At 32.5% G+C, this 20439-nt stretch carries 21 protein-coding genes; 7 read left to right on the top strand and 14 right to left on the bottom strand.

Annotation, left to right across the window (positions count from 1 at the left end; genetic code table 11):
- Position 1: 1 nt before the first annotated feature.
- Genes L3X39_RS09750 through L3X39_RS09740 form a run of 3 tightly spaced genes read right to left on the bottom strand, consistent with a single transcriptional unit; the run spans position 2 to position 3979 of the window.
- Positions 2-754 carry a T9SS type A sorting domain-containing protein gene (locus L3X39_RS09750; RefSeq protein WP_237231597.1) on the bottom strand — a complete coding sequence of 251 codons (753 nt, stop codon included), beginning with the start codon at positions 752-754 and terminating at the stop codon, positions 2-4.
- The gene (locus tag L3X39_RS09745; protein WP_237231596.1) at positions 754-2169 is read right to left on the bottom strand and encodes a DUF1501 domain-containing protein; all 1416 of its coding nucleotides are present in this window, start codon (positions 2167-2169) and stop codon (positions 754-756) included. Before L3X39_RS09745 ends, L3X39_RS09750 begins: the two co-directional genes overlap by 1 nt.
- A 4-nt stretch (positions 2170-2173) precedes the next feature.
- Entirely contained in the window at positions 2174-3979 is a 1806-nt protein-coding gene (locus L3X39_RS09740; RefSeq protein WP_237231595.1) for a DUF1800 domain-containing protein, read from the bottom strand.
- Positions 3980-4149: 170 nt separating this feature from the next.
- On the opposite strand from L3X39_RS09740, the gene L3X39_RS09735 reads away from it, so the two are divergent.
- Positions 4150-4647 carry a GNAT family N-acetyltransferase gene (locus L3X39_RS09735; RefSeq protein WP_237231594.1) on the top strand — a complete coding sequence of 166 codons (498 nt, stop codon included), beginning with the start codon at positions 4150-4152 and terminating at the stop codon, positions 4645-4647.
- Here L3X39_RS09735 and L3X39_RS09730 read toward each other — a convergent pair.
- The 3 genes from L3X39_RS09730 to L3X39_RS09720 all read right to left on the bottom strand — a co-directional run bounded on the left by L3X39_RS09730 (position 4634) and on the right by L3X39_RS09720 (position 6622).
- Positions 4634-5062 carry a DUF4268 domain-containing protein gene (locus L3X39_RS09730; protein WP_237231593.1) on the bottom strand — a complete coding sequence of 143 codons (429 nt, stop codon included), beginning with the start codon at positions 5060-5062 and terminating at the stop codon, positions 4634-4636. The genes L3X39_RS09735 and L3X39_RS09730 overlap by 14 nt on opposite strands.
- Before the next feature lie 103 nt (positions 5063-5165).
- Positions 5166-5840 (bottom strand): ZIP family metal transporter, encoded by a 675-nt coding sequence (locus L3X39_RS09725; protein ID WP_237231592.1) that lies wholly within the window; start codon positions 5838-5840, stop codon positions 5166-5168.
- 50 nt (positions 5841-5890) lie between these two features.
- Positions 5891-6622: a class I SAM-dependent methyltransferase gene (locus L3X39_RS09720; RefSeq protein ID WP_237231591.1), complete on the bottom strand. Its 732-nt coding sequence runs from the start codon at positions 6620-6622 to the stop codon at positions 5891-5893.
- Positions 6623-6870: 248 nt separating this feature from the next.
- On the opposite strand from L3X39_RS09720, the gene L3X39_RS09715 reads away from it, so the two are divergent.
- Positions 6871-8028 (top strand): THUMP domain-containing class I SAM-dependent RNA methyltransferase, encoded by a 1158-nt coding sequence (locus tag L3X39_RS09715; RefSeq protein ID WP_237231590.1) that lies wholly within the window; start codon positions 6871-6873, stop codon positions 8026-8028.
- A 38-nt stretch (positions 8029-8066) separates the two neighbouring features.
- Here L3X39_RS09715 and L3X39_RS09710 read toward each other — a convergent pair whose 3' ends face one another.
- The 8 genes from L3X39_RS09710 to rlmD all read right to left on the bottom strand — a co-directional run bounded on the left by L3X39_RS09710 (position 8067) and on the right by rlmD (position 16996).
- On the bottom strand, positions 8067-9887 hold the full coding sequence (locus tag L3X39_RS09710; RefSeq protein ID WP_237231589.1) for a hypothetical protein: 1821 nt from the start codon (positions 9885-9887) through the stop codon (positions 8067-8069).
- On the bottom strand, positions 9880-10902 hold the full coding sequence (locus L3X39_RS09705) for a hypothetical protein (protein WP_237231588.1): 1023 nt from the start codon (positions 10900-10902) through the stop codon (positions 9880-9882). The genes L3X39_RS09710 and L3X39_RS09705 overlap by 8 nt, the downstream gene beginning before the upstream one ends.
- 2 nt (positions 10903-10904) lie before the next feature.
- Positions 10905-12125 carry a hypothetical protein gene (locus tag L3X39_RS09700; RefSeq protein ID WP_237231587.1) on the bottom strand — a complete coding sequence of 407 codons (1221 nt, stop codon included), beginning with the start codon at positions 12123-12125 and terminating at the stop codon, positions 10905-10907.
- A gap of 197 nt (positions 12126-12322) precedes the next feature.
- Positions 12323-13363, bottom strand: coding sequence for an agmatine deiminase family protein (locus L3X39_RS09695; protein ID WP_237231586.1), 1041 nt, complete (start codon positions 13361-13363; stop codon positions 12323-12325).
- On the bottom strand, positions 13363-14247 hold the full coding sequence (locus L3X39_RS09690) for a carbon-nitrogen hydrolase (RefSeq protein WP_237231585.1): 885 nt from the start codon (positions 14245-14247) through the stop codon (positions 13363-13365). Before L3X39_RS09690 ends, L3X39_RS09695 begins: the two co-directional genes overlap by 1 nt.
- 44 nt (positions 14248-14291) lie before the next feature.
- The gene (locus tag L3X39_RS09685) at positions 14292-14957 is read right to left on the bottom strand and encodes a DUF6048 family protein (RefSeq protein ID WP_237231584.1); all 666 of its coding nucleotides are present in this window, start codon (positions 14955-14957) and stop codon (positions 14292-14294) included.
- A 22-nt stretch (positions 14958-14979) separates the two neighbouring features.
- Positions 14980-15522 (bottom strand): DUF6452 family protein, encoded by a 543-nt coding sequence (locus tag L3X39_RS09680; RefSeq protein ID WP_237231583.1) that lies wholly within the window; start codon positions 15520-15522, stop codon positions 14980-14982.
- 58 nt (positions 15523-15580) lie between these two features.
- The gene (rlmD, locus tag L3X39_RS09675; RefSeq protein WP_237231582.1) at positions 15581-16996 is read right to left on the bottom strand and encodes a 23S rRNA (uracil(1939)-C(5))-methyltransferase RlmD; all 1416 of its coding nucleotides are present in this window, start codon (positions 16994-16996) and stop codon (positions 15581-15583) included.
- Between the two features lie 118 nt (positions 16997-17114).
- Between rlmD and L3X39_RS09670 the strand changes: the two genes are divergently transcribed.
- The 5 genes from L3X39_RS09670 to L3X39_RS09650 all read left to right on the top strand — a co-directional run bounded on the left by L3X39_RS09670 (position 17115) and on the right by L3X39_RS09650 (position 20388).
- Positions 17115-17621 carry a hypothetical protein gene (locus tag L3X39_RS09670; RefSeq protein ID WP_237231581.1) on the top strand — a complete coding sequence of 169 codons (507 nt, stop codon included), beginning with the start codon at positions 17115-17117 and terminating at the stop codon, positions 17619-17621.
- On the top strand, positions 17622-18176 hold the full coding sequence (locus L3X39_RS09665) for an RNA polymerase sigma factor (RefSeq protein WP_237231580.1): 555 nt from the start codon (positions 17622-17624) through the stop codon (positions 18174-18176).
- The gene (locus L3X39_RS09660) at positions 18166-18552 is read left to right on the top strand and encodes a DUF6768 family protein (RefSeq protein WP_237231579.1); all 387 of its coding nucleotides are present in this window, start codon (positions 18166-18168) and stop codon (positions 18550-18552) included. The genes L3X39_RS09665 and L3X39_RS09660 overlap by 11 nt, the downstream gene beginning before the upstream one ends.
- Positions 18553-18689: 137 nt before the next feature.
- Entirely contained in the window at positions 18690-19937 is a 1248-nt protein-coding gene (gene rocD, locus L3X39_RS09655) for an ornithine--oxo-acid transaminase (protein WP_237231578.1), read from the top strand.
- 1 nt (position 19938) lies between these two features.
- On the top strand, positions 19939-20388 hold the full coding sequence (locus L3X39_RS09650) for a DUF5362 family protein (protein ID WP_237231577.1): 450 nt from the start codon (positions 19939-19941) through the stop codon (positions 20386-20388).
- Positions 20389-20439: the final 51 nt, after the last annotated feature.

Raw genomic sequence — 20439 nt, 5'->3', positions numbered from 1 at the left:
CCTACTCACTTTTAATAAGCTTAAAGCTTCGGACTTTATTATTTTGCTCAATGTTTAAAATATATATACCAACTGACAATGAACTTCCGTAAAGTGGTATTTGGTAGTTTTCGGTATCAGGAGTTAAGCTTAAACTATTACTCCTAATAGCTCTACCTAAAATATCATACAAGGTGTAGGTAACGGGTTGATTTTCTTCTAGTGTAACTATTCTTAAAGTAATATCGTTTTTAAATGGATTTGGGTAAACCATGGCATTAAACCCATCTTCTTCTTTAACCACAATAAAGGGGTCGGTGATATTAATTTTGAGTTCACTAAAGCCATAGCAGTTGCCACCATAATTAGACTTAGGTGTTATTAAAACGTAGCGGGCTTGGGCTGCATCAAAATCAGGACCTTCAACACCTTCATAAGTAGATAAACCTGAGGCTTGCTCCATTTGAAATTCACCCAAATTTATCCATGTAACTCCATCGAGTGAGTAGTCTACATTAAATTCATTAATACCATAGGTTAAATTTTTAGGCTCATTAGCATTCCAAAGTTTCGTTTCGTTTAGCACATAATCATAACCTAAATCATACATAATCCAATGGCTTTCACCATAGGCAGCAATTGGGTTTTGTGATGGTTCGCAAGACACCCAACCATCATACCAATTAGTACTATGCCTATCTGGATAACATTGTGCACTAACGTTTAATGCTACAAACATTATGATGATGCTTATATGTAAGTTTAAATGTTTCATCATGCCATATTCATAAAACCTATTGGTGGTTGTCCTGAGTTAACATCGTAAAAATTCTCTAAATTGGGTAAAATAGTGCTTAGTTCAGAAGCTGGTACTCCAAACCATAAAGCTAATTCGGCAATATATAAATCTGCCGCCGTGGTAGGTATAATAACCCCATCTTGTAAATCAACACTGCTATTTAGTGCCAAAGTAGGGTAGTCTCCATAAATTTCTTTTCCATTAACAGCGCCACCCATCATAAAAGCATTTCCTCCCCAAGCATGGTCGGTTCCATTTCCATTGGATGTTAGGGTTCTTGCAAAATCAGAAACACTAAATAAGGTTACACAATCACTTATACTTAATTCGGTCATAACATCATTAAAATACTTTAATGCGTCATTTACCACTGCTAATTTGCTTGCTTGACTTAAGAGCAATTCATCATGATGATCCCACCCACCAACTTGAACGAAAAAAGTTTGCCTTGAAAAACCTAAAGTATCTCTACTTGCTATGGTTTTTGCAACCATCCTTAATTGAGCTGCTAAATTATTATATTCAGGCATGATTGTACTAAAATCAGACACTTCGTCAATAGCCGATTGAAATTCTAAGCTTGAGTCGTTTGATGATTTAATAGTGTTTTTATACGTATTCTTAAATATATCTTGATAATCTCGCTCAAGCATAGTGTTTAAAGCTTGTGTACGTAGTTGGTTAAATCTGTTTTGACCGTTATATCCGCTTATGCCAATACTGCCTTGGTTGCTGATGGCGTATGGGATTACTTCATTACCACGCTGAAATAAATTCGTTCCTTTTAAGGAAACATTCATTGATATATTTTGGTTAGAATTCATCGATTGCACTAATTCTGCAATTCGACCACCCCAACCAATATTGGTTCTTTCGTGTGGTCTCCCTGTTTGCCATTGTTGTACTTGATCGGAATGTGAAAATAATCCTAAAGGCGTTTTTACAATGCCGTTTTTTATATCTGTTTTTGTTGATGGCTCTATCAGTGTCCCCACGTTTGAAAGAAATGCTAGATTACCGTTATCAAACAACTGCCGTACATCGGGCATAGATGGGTGCAATCCAAAAGTTCTACCATCTGTAGTATTAGGGTTAATTTGTAATACGTCGTTTTGAGGTATGGCTAAGTTTGAGCGCGTTGTAGCATATTCATTATACTCATTATTCCCTTTTGGAATAAGCATATTAAAAGAATCGTTACCACCTGCGAGCATCAAACATACCAAAGCTTTATAATCGCCACCAGCAGTTACCAACGGCGAATTATCCATGGCTGTGGCGGCAATAGCTTTTAAGTTTATTAATGACGAAAATAATGTAGTATAACCTAGTGCAGAACACGATTGCCCTAAAAACTTCCTTCTTGATATGTGGTTTTTATGTTTAGTCATCTGGTTATTTTAATATGGCATAATCGGGGCTAACAAGTAATAGATAAATCGCCATTTTAACGCGAAAGTCCAAATAGTCTTCTCCAAAGTTTGATGCCGCAATCGGGTCTACGGCGTCTACGATTAATCGTTTTGTTTCTTCAGAAAGTAGCCCGTGAGTAAATAATTTATCTAATTGATTTATTAGTACTTCACTTTCTTTTGCATAATATTTTAAGCTTTCAAAATTTAGTGTTGTCCCTTCAAGTTCTAAGTCCCACGTATTTAAAACGGAATACCATTGTGGGTAAGTCCAATAATCTACTTCATTTACAAAAGATAAACTGGTAACCGAATTATGGATTTCAAATTCTGGTCCTTTTAAATTAGCGGCATCAAAATCCGAATTTGGAACATAATCTGGTAAATAAAAATTAAAGACACTCGACGACCCTAAAGGTGCTTGACCGGTGGCATTAAAAAAGTTAAAACCAACATTCCAGTTTAAACCACTTTTGTTATCTAAATCGAGTTGCCTTGTTACGTTAAAGTAACGAATCATAGGCTCTACTAGTTTACCATTTCGTGGATTATTAATCCAACTACAACTTCTGGCTTCTTCGTCTAGTAATATGGCTTTTATAACCGCTCTCATGTCGCCACGGATACCTTTGGTATTATTGAACGCAGCACTGACTCTTGAGATGTATGCTGGTGAAGGATTTGATTTTACTAATTGTTGAATTAATCTTCGTGCGATAAAAGGACCTACATTTTGATGATTAAATAAATGGTTTACAGCATCTTCTATATCCTTCATTCCTGATTGTCCGCTAGGAATAACATAACCATTTAAGAGTTTTTTTTCACCCGGTTCATGCCATTCATCATACATGGTCATCGGTACATCACGTTTACACCAATATATGTCCACACCAAACCTTGGAGTTATTCCATAAGGATTTTCATTAACCTCAGAAGTTCCTAAACCAGTAAAAACTTTTGCAAACTCTTTAATATCGTCATTATCATAGGTTGGAATTCTTTGTCCGTTACCATCTAAAACATAACTTCCGTCTTGATTCAGTTCATATAAACCAATAGTAAACAATTGCATAATTTCTCTGGCAAAATTTTCATCAGGATGAATGTTCTGTTCTGGAAAACTTTTTGGGTTATTATAATGGCTTAGGTAACCGCCCATCATAGGGTGTAATGCAACATCTAAAAGAATATTTTTATAATTTCCAAACGCATGATCCTTCAGTATATCATAATAATCGCCTAATCCAACACCATAATCACCAATATTAGAGTCCCAAGAAATAACTAAAATTTCACTTAGCGCCAAAGCTATACGCTGTCTTAACAAATCTTGGTTACCAATATTTAATTGCCACCAAGCATATTGAAAATGAGCCCAAAACGGACCAAAATAATCATCCGCGTTACCACCATTGGCAACAAACATATCTCTTGCTTGATTATAAATGCTTTGTGTAAGCACACCCATAGAAGGAGAATTCAAATCAAACTGGGCATCAATCCAATCTTCATAAGGCTGTTCTGCTACCGATTTAATATAATTTAAATCACAACCAAAAGTGGCTTGCGCTAAAAATCGAGACGTTTCTAATAATCGTGCGTCTAAACCTGTTCCATTAATGGTGTTTTCTGCTTTTGCACTTTCATTCCAGTTGCTACGATTTTGCTGATTACTCGATGTTACAGTTATACCATTACTGTGGCCTGCACCCAAATAATCGGAGTAGGATTGAGTGAATGCCATTATTGGCACAAACATGAACATATGGAGTAAAAGTCTCTTCATATAAGATAAAGACGAGTATTTTTTTTAATAGGTTACTCTAACAAGTTATAAATTAACCAAATATAATTTTAAATTAAGACGAAATACAGAAATTTTCGATAAACGGCACATTGTAATTTAATTGATTACTCGTTTAATAGTTTTATTTAAAATATTATCTTCGATATTATATGACGACCATAACTCGAGCAAATAAAACTCAAGACTATTTACTAATAGAACGATTAGCCGATACCATTTGGCGCGAGCATTACATTCCTATAGTTGGGAAACCACAAATAGACTATATGCTTGAAAAATACCAATCGGCGATAGCTATAGAAAACCAAATAGCCGACGGTTTTGAGTACTATATCTTGAATTATAATAGTACATCAGTTGGCTACCTAGCTATAAAACAAGAAGAAAACGCATTATTTTTAAGTAAAATATATGTTTTAAGTAGTTATAGAGGGCAAAAAATAGGTAAAACAGCTATCCAATTTATAGAAACAAAAGCTTTAGAATATGACTTAAAAAACATTAGACTTACAGTAAATATTAACAATACCAATGCTATTAAAGCTTATGAAAAGCTAGGATTTGTAAGCATGGGTCCTCTGATAACTGATATAGGAAATGGATTTATTATGGATGATTACCAGATGGTGAAATCTATGTATCAATAATATCTTTATACTCCTCAAAAAAAGCTTCAAACAAACTCATTTTTTCATTAAAAAACTCCATAACATCGCGCCAAGTGTTTTTGTTATGTATTGATACTTTTTGATTCAAAGACACGTAAATTCTTGATATTTCTTTTTCGTTATCTAAAAAATAAGCTTCCTCAAAAAAAGCATCAGGTAAATAGTCGTCTAAAAGAATCGATTTTAAAGCTTGTAGTTTTTCCCAGTATTTAATCCGGTTTTCTAGGTCGTCTTCTAGATCTAAAGCCACTAAAGCGGATTTGGTATCAAAATGAAATCTAAAACTAAAACCTTTTAGTTTAGTGTTGTATAAAATCCATTTTCTGGGAAAGGATTTCCCAAAGCTTGTCCAAAATTCTTGCCTCAGTATGCGTGATTCTTCTTTTGAAAACATAAAAATAACCTCTTATTACTTCGAGTGATTTCAATTTTTTTCGAAATTGTATCGAGAAATAAAGTTTGTTCTCGATACGCTTCGCAGTCTAACAGACACTTTATTAAATCATATAAGCAATTCCTACACCTAAAATAATAGACACAAATTTCGATAAGTTAAACTTATGTCCTTCACCACTTTCAAATAAAATAGTGGTCGAAATATGAAAAAATATACCAATTACAATGGCATTTATAAAGTGTGCATAATCTACAATGGCTTCACTGGTGTTAGATATAAAGGTTCCAAGAGGTGTCATAAGTGCAAAAACTATTAAAAACGCAGCAACTTGTAGTTTTGTAAAACTCGATTGCAATAAAAATATACTTATAATCATGGCAATCGGTATTTTATGTACAATAACCCCATACACCATATCATTGTGGTCGTGTATAGAAAAGCCTTCTAAAAAGCTATGAATACATAAACTTATAAATAGTAGCCACGGGAAATTAGTTTCATCCTTATGAATATGTACGTGCCCATGCTCCGCACCTTTAGAGAATAACTCCAAAATTATTTGCAACAAAATACCACACATAATAAACAGTCCGGTAAGCTTGGTGTCTAAATGTGAGTACACTTCGGGTAACAGTTCAAAAAGGGTTAAGGCTAATAAAAAAGCACCACTAAAAGAGAGTAGGAGTTTGGTGTTCCACGCCTTTTGTTTTTTAGTAAAAAAAGCTAAAATTACACCTAAAACAACCGCAATAATCGGTAAAAGAAATTTATTCATTTAAAAAATTATTCACAACAGTGATAAATAAATCTAAGTCGATAATCGACTTATTTAAAAATCATTATTAAACGCTCAGAGGTTTTTGCACTAAACTTTCTCAATTTATAATCACCAAAAACATCCAGTAAATAAGCATCAGCTTGTTCAAAAAGGGCATCAAAATCGTTTAAGGTAAACGCTCGTACACGCTCTTGAAAATTATAGTCCTCACCATCAGCCACAAATGTAATATCTTTTATAATATATCCATCTTTCACGTAGCGTTTTAAATGAAACTCAATATCATCCACCGTTTTTACCTCTTCAGGTACCAAATGGTCAATTACATACTCGCTATTCATAAAATCAATCACTCCAAAACCACTCTCGTTCAAGTCCGCTTTAATGGCTTTAATGGTTTTTAAGTTATCTTCATCATGCTCAAAATAGCCAAAACTGGTAAACAAATTAAAAACAGCATCAAATTGTTTATTAAAAGGTTTGCACATATCATGCACCTCAAAGTGTAAACGATGGTTTTCAAACTGTTTAGCAAACGCAATACTATTTTCACTTAAATCGGCACCAGTAACATCATATCCAAGTTTGTTTAAATAGCGTGCATGTCGTCCCTTACCGCAAGCCAAATCCAGAATGGTACCACCCACAGGTAAATTTAAATACTGGGTAAGCGTATCCATAAATTCTTGCGCCTCACGGGCATCTCTATCTTTATATAAAGTATGGTAAAATGGCGTATCAAACCACGATGTAAACCATTTTGTAGTATGTTTTGTCATATATGTTTTCTACCTAGGTAGAAATTTTTAATCTTGATTGAGCGTTTTTCCGAAACATATCGGGGTTTAGACTTTTACCAGTTCTTTTTACTCGTTCTCGATACGATGCTACACATCACTCGAACTGACAAAAAAGAATTTAGTTTACCCTGAGCTTGACGAAGGGCAAAATCCTTAACCCAAATGTCAATAAACTTTAAGGTTTACCACAAAATTACATTATTTTTGCAATCTATTCGACGTATTAAATGGAAGAAAATTTCAACATGGTAGCCAAAACACTTTTTGGCTTCGAAGATTTATTAGCAAACGAACTTACACAACTTGGGGCTCAACAGGTAAAAAAGGGTACACGTAATGTATCCTTTGTAGGCGATAAAGGCTTTATGTACAAATGTAATTTAGCATTGCGTACCGCTATAAAAATCTTAAAACCCATACATTCGTTTACCGTACATAGCGAGAAAGATTTATACGATAAAATATATAAAATGGAGTGGGAGCAGTACTTAAAACCTACAGGAACTCTGGCGGTTGATGCTACCATTCATTCCGATTTATTTACACACTCCTTGTTTATTGCCCAAAAAACCAAAGACGCTATTGTAGATAGGTTTCGTGATAATTCAGGGCAACGTCCTAATGTTGATTTAAAATTCCCCGATTTAAAAATAAATGTACATATCGATAGACGGCAATGTACCATTTCACTAGATTCTTCAGGCGATTCTTTGCATAAACGTGGGTATAAAACTGCCACTAATATTGCGCCTATAAACGAGGTGTTGGCAGCAGGATTAATTATGTTGTCTGGTTGGGACGGACAATCCGATTTTATGGACCCTATGTGTGGTTCGGGCACCATGCTTATTGAAGCGGCTATGATAGCCTGTAATATACCACCAAACCTGATGCGAAAGGAGTTTGCTTTTGAGCGTTGGCAAGATTGGGATGTGGATTTGTTTGAAAAAATTGAAGAATCCTTACTCAGTAAAACCCGCGATTTTCATCATAAAATTATAGGTTACGATAAAGCACCAAGTGCGGTAGCTAAAGCTAAAGAAAACGTAAAAAATGCCCAATTAGAAGATTTTATTGAGGTAAAACACGAAGACTTTTTTAAAACCCAAAAAGGTGGCGACGAGAAGTTGCATATGGTATTTAACCCACCGTACGGCGAGCGTTTAAATTTAGATATGGAAGTGTTTTATAAGAACATTGGCGATACCCTTAAGCAAAACTACCCAGGTACCGATGCTTGGTTTATTACCAGTAATTTAGATGCCTTAAAGCATGTGGGATTGCGCCCTTCGCGGAAAATACAATTGTATAACGCAAAGCTTGAAGCCCGCTTGGTTAAGTATGTAATATACGAAGGCAGTAAAAAGGGAAAATATTTGAAGTAGCATTTAATATAAAAAATTATAATTAAATTGAAACTGACCTATTTTGAACTTTTTGATTCATCATAGAACAAATTAACACATCCTAATTTATCTTTAACTATCAAGCATGTTTCTCTGAAATCATCTCCATAAGGGCATTTTTCAACTTTCAAGCTTTTTACTGTATAGAATTCAATATTGTTAACATCTTCGTCATTTTTAATATTATAATCAGGAATAGTTTTAACAAAATCAAAGTTTAATATGTTATGATTTAAAATAGATTCTCCAGTATAAAAAAGTGAAATTACGTATACTTTATTGACATTTTTAAAAAAGGACTCATGTCTGTTCTTTATTAATTTCCTTATGGTTCTTCCATCATTCACGACATCGGTTATAATTAAAACGTTTCTAAAGTCATTATTCTCATTACTGTAATTTAATTCTTTTTCATATTTATGATGTTCATCATTCCTATAAGAATATGGTAAAAAAGCATATGGTTTATTAAATTTTATAGTTGCTTTAGTGGATATTATGTTTCCTTCATACCCAAGACCAATAATAAGGTCTATTTTATTCACTAGTTTTTTTTTCTCAATAACATCTATTATTGCATTTTTAGTAAAACTTAAATTCTTTTTATTTTCTATTAGCTTAGAGGTGTCAATCCAATTATGGGCTCTTGAGGTTTCACTCCAATGAAAGTGCCCGGAATGGAAAAGATTCAACTTTTTTACTTTGTAGTATAAACCATCTGTGAATACTTCACTGTAATAAACATTAATGTCTTCTTTGATAACATCTTTTTTTATTTCATCTGCCTCATGAAATACTTCGTTAATTTCGGCGCTTGGAATTTCTATTATTTCATTATCTAATTTTGGAGGTGCTTTCTCAAAAAGGATGAATTTTTCTGGCTGATGAAATATGCTATTGGTTCTAATATCCCATTCGTATTCTGAATCATTTCCCTTAGTATTGTGAAGAGAGTAAATCTTGTTAGTTAAAACAATATCATCATTAATTAAAACATTATATACTTTAAATGCAGAATCATGTTTTTTAGAACCTAAACAACCCGAATCACTAGTCGTAATGTCACCTGAAAATACTTTTTTGCAACTATTTGTGTGCTCATTTCCGGTAAAAATAAATTCAATGCCAATATTCAATAATTTATTAAGAAGAGATTGTCTATTCTTTGAATCCCATTGACCGTTATTTTTGTTGTCGTAAGATGAGGTCAAATTATGATGAAAGCAGATAATTTTCTTATAACTATCAACTTTTGGTATTAGTTTTAATTCTTCTTCAAAATTTGATATAGGTACATTTCCTAATTTTTGAGTTAGATTTAATTTTGTACATGAGTTAACACCTAATAATAGAATAGCACCCTCAACCAATAATGTTTCGAAAATAATTTTGTTAGGGTCAAATTTTTTATTTAATAATTTGAAATAAAAATCCGAAAAGTTCTTAAACTTAGAAATATTAATTTCTTCAAGAGAACTATCTTCTTTTTTTTCTAGTAAGTTTTCTATTGAACGCCTATTTATGTCATGATCACCAGGAATCAGTAAAATATTTTCTGTATCAATATCTAATTCTGTAATTATTCTATTAAGAAACTTATAAGCATACTCAAACTCTTTAATTTCACCTCTGTCAGTTGTATCACCTGTTATTAAAAGATATATTTTAGTATCGTTAAAGTCTCTTTTTATTGTTGCAATAAATTTATCAATAAATAAAATTGAAAGTTCTTCATCTTGCGATGTATCTAAATAAGAATCGTGCTGATTTATTTCCCCGCCAATTTTTTTATCCAGAGAAACATGTAAATCAGAAATATGTAGAATTATACTATTCATTAAGCTGTTTTAAATTGGTATATATAAAATAATTCAACTCAACGTTATTCTTATTAGAAATAGAGAAAATTGAGATTGTTCTATCTATATCATCAAGTTGTAAATCATCTCTAGTAAGAGTTTCAATTTTTGCTAAAGAGACATTTCCTAAATATTTACCGCCCGAAAATTCAATTAAATTTTTTGTTATCTTGACTTCAGTACCAAGACAAACTAAATCAGAAACAACAATATATTTTCTGTTTTCAAAGTTATGTTTTTCAAGCTTGTTATAGAGTTTGGTTATTGGCCCTATTTTGTCAAATACAAGAATATCAAGTTTAAGCAATTTTGATAAAATGGAAACAATAAATGTACTGGTTAGGCTTTGTCCAACTAAAATAGGCTTGTTTTCAAGTTCTTCTTGCCACCTATTTTTTATTTTAATTGCTAGTCTGTACAGAGCGTAATAAATAAATGGAGTCTCAATACTCATGAATTTTTTTAAATCAATATAAGAATGTAAATAGACAAAGGAAGATACATGTGGTTTTTTATATTCATCAATGTAGTTTTTTAATCTAATCTTAAAATAATTATAAAAAATATTACTACTTTTTATATTAAGATCGTACAATTCAGATTTTTGTTCTGCAAAAAAATAAAAAACATCATAGCCTTCTTCAGCGTTAAATAAATTTTTAGAGTTTTCAATTGACTTTAATGATAATGGTTGAATAAGGGATTTTGAAACATTGATATAAATTAACCTATAACCTAAATCTCTTATTTCAATAATTTTGTCAAATATGTTGGCTTGAAAATGTTCAATAAATTCAAGATCCAAGACTAATACTTTCTTAGATTTAAAAGATGCATCAACTATATAATTGTAAAGTCTATTTACGGTTTCAAACTGTAAACTTGAGATATAAATACCTTGATTATCGTCATTTAAATAATTTGAAGAAATAACTTCCTCAGCATGTAATTTAAAATAGTTAAACTTCGGATTTTCTATATGTGAAACTATCATAATTAAACAGCTGGTATTTCAACTTCAATATGAACTCCTTTAAACTTTACGCTGTAAAATCTAATTGAAGAATATTTAAAATCATTATTATACTTATCACATAGAATACAATATAGTTGTACAAAATATTCCAATATTTCGTTTTTAATCGAAACCATTTCTTCTTTGAATCTATCATCTTCAATTTCATTTATTATTATTTCCATATAATATTGGAAAAGACGGTCTCTAAGTTTTCTTAACTCTAATAACTCATTTCTCATCCTGCTAGAAATAATTATTTGAGCATTGTCATTATGTAACCTGAAATAACCATTAGTATCTAAAACAACCGAAGCCATTAGATCGAATAAACCTCTTCGGTTTTTTAAGGTAGAAAAATATAATGTCTCCATGATAAAATTTAAATTATTTAAAACTTTATCATTTACTTTTAAAATTTTAATCTTGTCAAGTTTATGTTTTAATTCTGACGGTTTGTAAATGTAACTTTCATTTTTTGATTTTAGAGATTCTTCAAATCCAATACCATTATCTGATATAGAAAATTTTGTAGAATACCTATTTACAAACATTAAAGCAAAAGTGTTTGACTTTGAATGTAAAACACCATTAGTAATCAATTCTGATAAGATTTCAATATAAAAATCAGTATCTTCAGCAGTACTGATATTATCAAATAATAATTCTTGAAAATGTTCTCTTACAGTATAAATATATTCAGAAATGAGAAAGTCTCTTCTTTCATCTTCATCCTTAAAAATTTTGAGTTTTTCTGATAGGTTATTATCATTCAAGGAATAACATCTTACCCTATGCTCTGGTCTTGGGTCTTTCTTTGCGAAATTACCTAAATAAGCTTCGTTAAAGTCAAGTATTTTTCTACCATATGGAAAATATGGGTTTTTATTATTTCCTGATAAATAGAAAAAATCACTCTTATGAAGAAATTTTAAAACATCTTTTGTTGCATGATTATTAAATAATGATAACTCAATTGGTTTTTTATAAAATTTACTCAATTGCTCAATTAAACTCAATAATAAAGGAATTGTAATTGGGTCAATTCTATAATTTGAATCAAAAATTAAATTATCACCGTTTTCAACTAATTTAAATTTAATGTCATTTTTATCTTTAATATATAATGCTACTTGTTTTAAAAAGGAAGAATAAAAACTGAAAGTAGTTAAGGTTTTATTATTTTTTAAAATACTAATCATTTTTTAGAGAAACTATTTCCAGTTATTGTTAATCAAGTAGCTTTAAGCTGATGCAATGTGCTAAGTTAGAATTTTCTTACCAATTAACCAATAGGTAGATGTGCGTAATTATTAACATCTTGTTTGTGCAAGTGTTTTTTAAATGAAATTGTGGTTTACTTTACAAATAAGTACAAAGTAATAAAACAGAATATAAATTAAGCAGGGATCTGTTGACTTAAACAGTGTAGTGTACCAAAGCCCCAAATAAAATCGCTGGCTGCTATTCCAATTATTTCTCTATCAGGAAAACAGGTTGCTATTGTGTTTAAAGCAAGTCGGTCGTTTACATCGTTAAAGGTGGGCACTAAAACAGTTTTGTTAAGTATTAAAAAGTTAGCGTAACTAGCAGGTAATCTAATACCATCAAAATCTAAACGCTTGGGCATAGGTAAGGTTACAATGTTTGGGTGTTTGCCGTTTTCTAAAACCGAGGCTTTTAAACGCTTCAAATTATCTTGTAAGGGTTTGTAGTTGCTATCTTTTGGATTCTCTTCAACCACGGTAATAATAGTATTGTCGTTTACAAAACGTGCTAAATCGTCAATATGCCCGTGCGTATCATCGCCTTCTATACCATTGCCTAACCAAATAACGTTGGTAACACCTAAATACTGTTTAAAAGCGTCTTCGTAATCTTGTTTTGTAAAACCTGCATTCCTAACTTGAATACTAGGATGTAGTAAACATTCTTCTGAGGTTAGTAAAGTGCCTTTACCGTTTACATCAATAGCACCACCTTCTAAAACAAAGGGTTTGCCATTAAATACAGCTTGCTCTAAAGGGATGTTTAAATGATTAGCTACTTGCTGAGGCGTACCTTTATCGAGTAGAAAATTTTTGTATTTAGCCCAACCATTAAAATTGAAATTGATGGCTTTTCTGTTGCTTCCTTTTTTTACAATGATGGGTCCGGAATCGCGCATCCAACTGCGGTTGGTTTTATGAATTATAAAGGACACATTTTTTAGGTTTACTTCCGCCAAATCTAGCATGGTAATTGCCTTGTTTTTTAAAGCATCATCGGCAACCACCAAAAAAACGGTTTCTACAGAGGCTATTTTTTTAATAAATTCTACAAACGCCCATTTAATGGCGCCATATTTCCCTGGCCAGTCGTTGCCATTATGCGGAAAGCATAATAAAATACCTTGTTGTTTTTCCCATTCGGCAGGGAATATCCAGTTAGTGCCTTTCATTAGTCGATGGCTCGTTTAGTAATATCACCGTATTTATCGATACGTCGGTCGCGTAAAAATGGCCAATTTTGGCGTACGTTTTCTTGTAAACTTAAATCGACTTCGGCAATTAAAATTTCTTCTTTATCTACAGAGGCTTGTGCTAAAATTTCACCTTGTGGACCTGCAATAAATGAAGAGCCCCAAAACTCGATCCCGTTGGTATTGGGTAGATATTTTTCTAGTCCTATACGATTCGCAGCTGCAACATAAATACCATTTGCTACGGCATGACCACGCATCACATTCATCCAAGCACCTTGTTGATTTTCGCCATATTCAGCTTTTTCTTGTGGATGCCACCCAATAGCAGTAGGGTAGAACAACACTTCGGCACCTTGTAAAGCGGTTAATCGTGCCGCTTCGGGATACCATTGATCCCAACAAATCAACGTACCAATATTTCCCTTTTTAGTAGGAAACGATTTAAATCCGATATCACCAGGCGTGAAATAAAACTTTTCATAAAAATGAGGGTCGTCTGGAATATGCATTTTTCGGTATAAACCAGCTTCTGTTCCATCTGTATCAATAATGTAAGCACTGTTGTGATATACACCAGCCATTCGTTTTTCAAAAAACGGTACAATAATAACCACACCTAATTCTTTTGCTAACTTACTAAAAGCTTTAAAAGAGGTACTATATAAAGGTTCCGCGAAAGCGAAATTATCAACGTCTTCGCTCTGACAGAAATAATGACTGCTATATAATTCGGGTAACGAAATAACTTCGGCGCCTTTTTGTGCCGCATCTTTTACCCATTTTAAACACTTTTTAAGATTATTTTCGGGTTTATCATTCAAGTTTAATTGAATGACTGCTATTTTATACTTGTTTTGCATTCGTAATATTTGATAATTATTGTAAAGATATAATTTTAAAGGAATTATTTCGCCTTCTTATACAGTGGAATCCTATACGATAAGAAATAACTATAGCCAGCACCAATGCTACTGCTATCATACGTTTTTCCAAAACCAGGGATATACACATTTTGAAAATTATTAGGCTGTGTTTCACTAGCTAATAATTTCAGCTGTACGTTTAAGCCTAAAAATAAGTTGTTTATTAGCTCCACCTTCATTCCTAAAATAATTTCTGCCCAAAATGCCGTTAAACCTTTAAATTCTTGCTTATCGGTAGACGACAACTGTGGTGCCCAATACTGGTTGGTGCTATAAATGGTAAAACTATTTAAATCATGACTGAACGAACTAGCGCCAACGCGAAAACCGAAGTAAATCATGTTATCCATATCCAGCCAGTTCTGATACGAGTTATAGTCTATACCGCCTTTTAGATAACTTCCTTTTGTGGAGATATCGAGATAATCTGTAACATTCTTTTTTTCTTCAAACCCTATCTCACCAGCTATGTATAGTTTCTTTTTGATTCTATAATCGGCCAAAAGTTCAAACCCACTATAGTCATCATCATAAAACGACCTAACCAATTTACTAATATCACCACCAATACGGAGTCCATATTTTTCTTTAATAACTAAAGAATCGTTAGGTTTAATAATGCTATCATTTTGTGCGTTAACAGTCACACAAAAAACTAGTATAATTATACTAATGAAAAATGTTAAAGTGTGCTGTTGTTTCATCTTCTACAGATTGATTTGCATTTAAAGGTTGTTGTGATAGTATCCAGTTATCACCATCAGGTTCAATAGTGATAGTTACATTTTTGAAAATTATTTTATAGCCACATGCTCTAGAGACATAGACTTCCTCGCGACTATAATTAATGGTAATAGTATCGTAGTTGCCATTGTAAAAGTCATCCGAAGTGTCATTAGGTGTACCATTATCATTTATCGATGCACCGCTAATTAAGGTGTATTGTGTGGTATTATCATCTGTTTTTAGTGGTAAAACCAGCTCGTTTGTTGAAACAATATTATAACCAGCTAATACAGATTCATTGTCAACACCAGCCACTACCAATCCAAAAATATTTTTACTGCTTTCTTGATTATCAAAATCATAGGCTTCAATAATTAAGCGTGGGGTAGTAGGGGTGCTTTCTGGACAAATATCATCACGTTCGCAACTAATTGATAGGACAGCTATCAACAGTATGGGAATTATAAGAACTTTAAAGTATTTCATTTTATTAAAATGGATTCCACATTACGTGTGGAATGACAATTTTTGTATTAAATGTTAATTATCGGCGTTCCAAAAGTACAACATTTTCCACATGAAAGGTTTGGGGAAACATATCGACCGCTTGGGTTTTAATTACTTTATAATCGGCATCCATTAATGCTAAATCTCTAGCTTGTGTTGCACTATTACAACTAACATAAACGACACGCTTAGGTGCAATATTTAGTATTTGTTGCACTACATCTTTATGCATTCCGTCTCTCGGCGGATCCGTAATTATAACATCCGGATGTCCGTGGTTTTCTATAAAAGCATTGTTGAAAACTTGTTTCATATCGCCCACAAAGAATTCAACGTTATTAATGTTGTTTAATTGTGCGTTTTCTTTAGCTGCAGAAATCGCATCTGGTACAGACTCTACACCAACCACTTTTTTTGCTTGTTTTGCAACAAATTGTGCTATAGTTCCAGTACCTGTGTATAAATCGTAAACTAATTCATTGCCTGTTAATCCAGCAAAATCTCGGGTTATTTTATAAAGCTCATAGGCTTGCTCTGAGTTGGTCTGGTAAAAGGATTTGGCATTAATTTTAAACTTTAAACCTTCCATTTTCTCAAAAATGTGGTCTTCGCCTTTATAACAAATCACTTCTTGATCGTAAATCGTATCGTTGGCTTTTCCATTTATTACATATTGCAATGAGTTTATTTGTGGAAAGGAATCTACAATAAAATCTAACAATAATTCACGTTTTGTTTTGTCGTCTTTAAAAAACTGAATTAATACCATAATCTCTCCCGTACTAGACGTGCGAATTATCATAGTTCTAAGTAAGCCTGTTTGATTTCTAGTATTAAAAAACTCTAGATTGTTATCAATGGCAAATTGCTTAACGGCATTTCTGATAGCGTTTGAAGGGGCTGCTTGTAAATGACACTTGTTTAGGTCTAAAATTTTATCCCACATTCCTGGAATATGAAAACCTAGCGCATTTCTATCTCCTAAATCTTTGTCAGATTCAATTTCTTCAGGTGTTAACCAACGGCTATCACTAAAAGAAAATTCCATTTTATTTCGGTAGAAATACTGATTTTCAGAACCTAAAATAGGAGTGACTTCGGGTAATTCAATATGCCCGATACGTGTTAAGTTATTGGTTACCTCTTTTTGTTTATAATATAATTGATGCTCATAGCCCATATTTTGCCATTTGCAACCACCACAAATTCCAAAATGTTCGCAAGCAGGCTCTACGCGTTTATCTGATAGTTTATGAAATACCGTTGCCTTACCTTCAAAGTAAGCTTTTCGCTTTTTAAAAGTCTGCACGTCAACCACATCACCAGGTACCGCATTTGGTAAAAAAATAACTTTTCCATCAGGTGCTTTGGCAATGGTCTTTCCTTTGGCAGCAGCATCTAAAACTTCAACATTCTCAAAAACCTGTTTTCTTGCTTTAATTCTTCTAGACATGCTGCAAAAATAATAATCGGATTAAATATATGTTGCTTTATTTCTATTAACTTTAAAGGAATTTTACTTTCTATTAAAATAAAAATGAACCTTTTTAAATTTTCTCCGTCTTTAAAGTATGAAAGTAGTTAATATCCATAAGCGTATTATCAATCAGCCTTTAGTAAAGGTTACAGAACTTTTTAAAACATTAGCCACTTCTAATGATTTGGTTTGGCCTTATGAAAATTGGCCCGCAATTAAATTTAAAAATGGTTTGAATGTGGGAAGCAAAGGTGGTCATGGGCGCATTCGATATACAATTACGGAGTATGAAGCCGGTAAGTATATAAAGTTTAAATTTACTAAACCCGAAGGTTTTAACGGGACACATACATTGAAAATTAATTCTATTCATTCTGATAAAACAGAAATCAGTCACGACATACAAATACGAACGTCCTTTAAAGCAACTTTTTTATGGGTATTTGTTATTAGATGGCTTCATGATGCTTTAATAGAAGAGGCTTTTGATAAAGTGGAGAACTACTTTTTGGTTGAAAAGAAAGTGACTAAATATAATGTATGGGTTAATTATTTAAGAGGCGTTTATAAAAGAAAAGCAGTTAATACTAAAACAGCTTAATTGAAAATAGATCGTGATATAGACGGAGGTTTGGTAAAGGCTTATTTAGCTGATGATAGAAAAGCATTGGCTGTATTGGTCAAGCGCTGGCATAAATCGTTTTGTGAAAAGGCTTATTGGCTTGTAAAAGATGCTGACGTTGCGAAAGATATAGCACAAGATAGTTGGAGAACCATTATTGATAAAATAGATAGATTAAATAATCCTGAAAGCTTTGGTAGTTGGGCTATGCGGATTGTTTATACGAAATCGTTAGATTGGATTAACACTAAAAAACGAAAAGAAAATCATCTTAACACCTACAAGTATGAGCAAGAATTGGAAAGTATTGAAACCGTAGCAGAAGATGAAAATTTAAGGCAAAAGCTTTTATCAACTCTTAAAACGCTACCAGAACACCAACAAGTAGTTATTAAACTGTTTTATGTTCAAGATTATTCGTTAAAAGACATAAGTGGTCTTTTAAACATATCGGTAGGAACAGCAAAATCTAGATTGTTTCATGCCCGAGAAAAATTAAAATTAATATTAAAAAATAGAAATTATGAAAACTAAAATGGAAGATATCGATAAGTTAATTAAAGAAACATTAACCCAAGAAGAAGCCAAATTTTACGATGGGCTAGAGGAGCAAAATGTATTAAACATGTTTACAGGATTGTTTAAGGGAAAAAATGTTTGGATAATTATTTTGATGAATATAGTTAAGCTAGTCTTTTTTGTCTTTTTTGTGTATTGCTTGGTTAAATTCTTTAAAACTGATAATACCAATGAACTATTACAATGGGGCTTTGGCGGAATATCAATGTTAATAGGTATCAGTATTTTAAAAGTATTTGCTTGGATGCAGATGGATAAAAATGCCATTTTAAGAGAGATGAAACGTTTAGAATTGCAAATTTCATCACTATCAGGTAGAATGTCGAAATAGTTTTATAATACAATTTATATTTATTAACTTGCACACCTATTCGGGGATGATTTCTCTCCCACGCTGCTTTTTCGAGATCTTCGAAAGAATAAAGGTACAGTAGGAATGGTTATTTTATAAATTTAAATTCAATTAAAATGGCTGTTTTAGACCAATTAACTTCGCAATTAGCGATCAATTTAGAAAACAAGTATGGAGCCCACAATTATCATCCATTACCTGTGGTATTAACCAAAGGCGATGGTGTGTATGTTTGGGACGTAGAAGGTAAGCAGTATTATGATTTTTTATCAGCGTATTCTGCAGTAAACCAAGGGCATTGTCACCCCAAAATTGTTGATGCTATGGTACAACAAGCACAAACATTAACACTAACTTCCAGAGCATTTCATAACGACATGCTAGGTAAATATGAGAAATTCGCTTGTGAATTTTTCGGGTTTGATAAACTTTTACCCATGAATACGGGTGCTGAAGCTGTAGAAACGGCTTTAAAACTATGTAGAAAATGGGCGTATGAAGTAAAAGGTATTGACGAAAATGAAGCAGATATTATTGTTTGTGAGAATAATTTTCATGGACGCACAACTACAATAATTTCGTTTAGTAACGATCCTGTGGCGCGCAAAAATTTTGGACCTTATACAAAAGGGTTTATAAAAATTGCCTACGACGATTTAAAGGCTTTAGAAGAAACTTTAGCAAATAACCCTAATGTTGCTGGCTTTTTAGTAGAACCTATTCAAGGTGAAGCAGGTGTTTATGTACCAGGTGAAGGGTATTTAGCTAAAGCAAAAGCTTTATGTGAGCAATACAATGTGTTGTTTATAGCAGATGAAGTACAAACAGGAATTGCAAGAACTGGGAGACTTTTAGCCGTTGATTACGAAAATGTAAAACCAGATGTTTTAATTCTTGGAAAAGCTATTAGTGGTGGTGTGTATCCGGTTTCGGCTGTTTTAGCAGATAATAACATAATGAATGTTATTAAACCAGGAAACCATGGCAGTACGTTTGGAGGTAATCCTGTAGCAGCTGCAGTAGCTATTGCAGCCTTAGAAGTGGTGCGCGATGAAGATTTAGCTAAAAACGCTTTTGAACTTGGTGAATTGTTTAGAAGTGAATTAAATAAATACATTCAAACAAGTAAAATAGTTAGTTTAGTTCGTGGTAAAGGGTTGCTGAATGCTATTGTAATTAATGATGATGAAGATAGTGATACAGCTTGGAACATTTGTTTGGCTCTTAGAGATAATGGCTTACTTGCAAAACCTACACATGGTAATATCATTCGTTTTGCACCTCCATTAGTAATGAATAAAGAACAGTTGCTAGATTGTATCAGCATTATTACAAAAACTCTTAGACAATTTGAAAGTAAATAATATGGTAGAAAAATCAGTGTTTGACTCCTTTGAATTAGAAGTGACACAAGAAATAAAAGGATTTTTAAAGGAAACATCGTCATGGAGTTATTTTTTATCAATACTTGGTTTTGTAGGTATAGGTTTTATGGTTTTTGGAGGAATTATTATGGCTTTTGCCAATAGTTTTTCACAATTAGGAGGAAGTTCAGCTTATGGTTTTGGATACTCCGTAGGTATTGGCCTTGTGTATATAGTTTTGGCCTTGATTTATTTTTTTCCTGTGTTCTATTTGTTTAATTTTTCTAAAAACATCAAAAGAGCTTTGAGTGCTAATAATAACACAGATTTTAAAAGGGCATTTTTAAATTTAAAGTCTCACTATAAATTTATGGGCATTTTTACTATTGTTTTTATTTCGTTATACATACTAGCTATAATCGGAGTAGTGGCAGGGGCTTCTATGTTTTAATTTATATAGTATTCAAATAAAAAAGCGACCTCAGGGTCGCTTTTTTATTAT

It is taken from the genome of Flaviramulus multivorans (genome assembly GCF_021728415.1).
In the GTDB taxonomy this organism is placed as follows: Bacteria; Bacteroidota; Bacteroidia; order Flavobacteriales; family Flavobacteriaceae; genus Sabulilitoribacter; species Sabulilitoribacter multivorans.
Note: the sequence above shows the minus strand (reverse complement) of the source record. Positions and strands in the feature narration are given on the sequence as shown.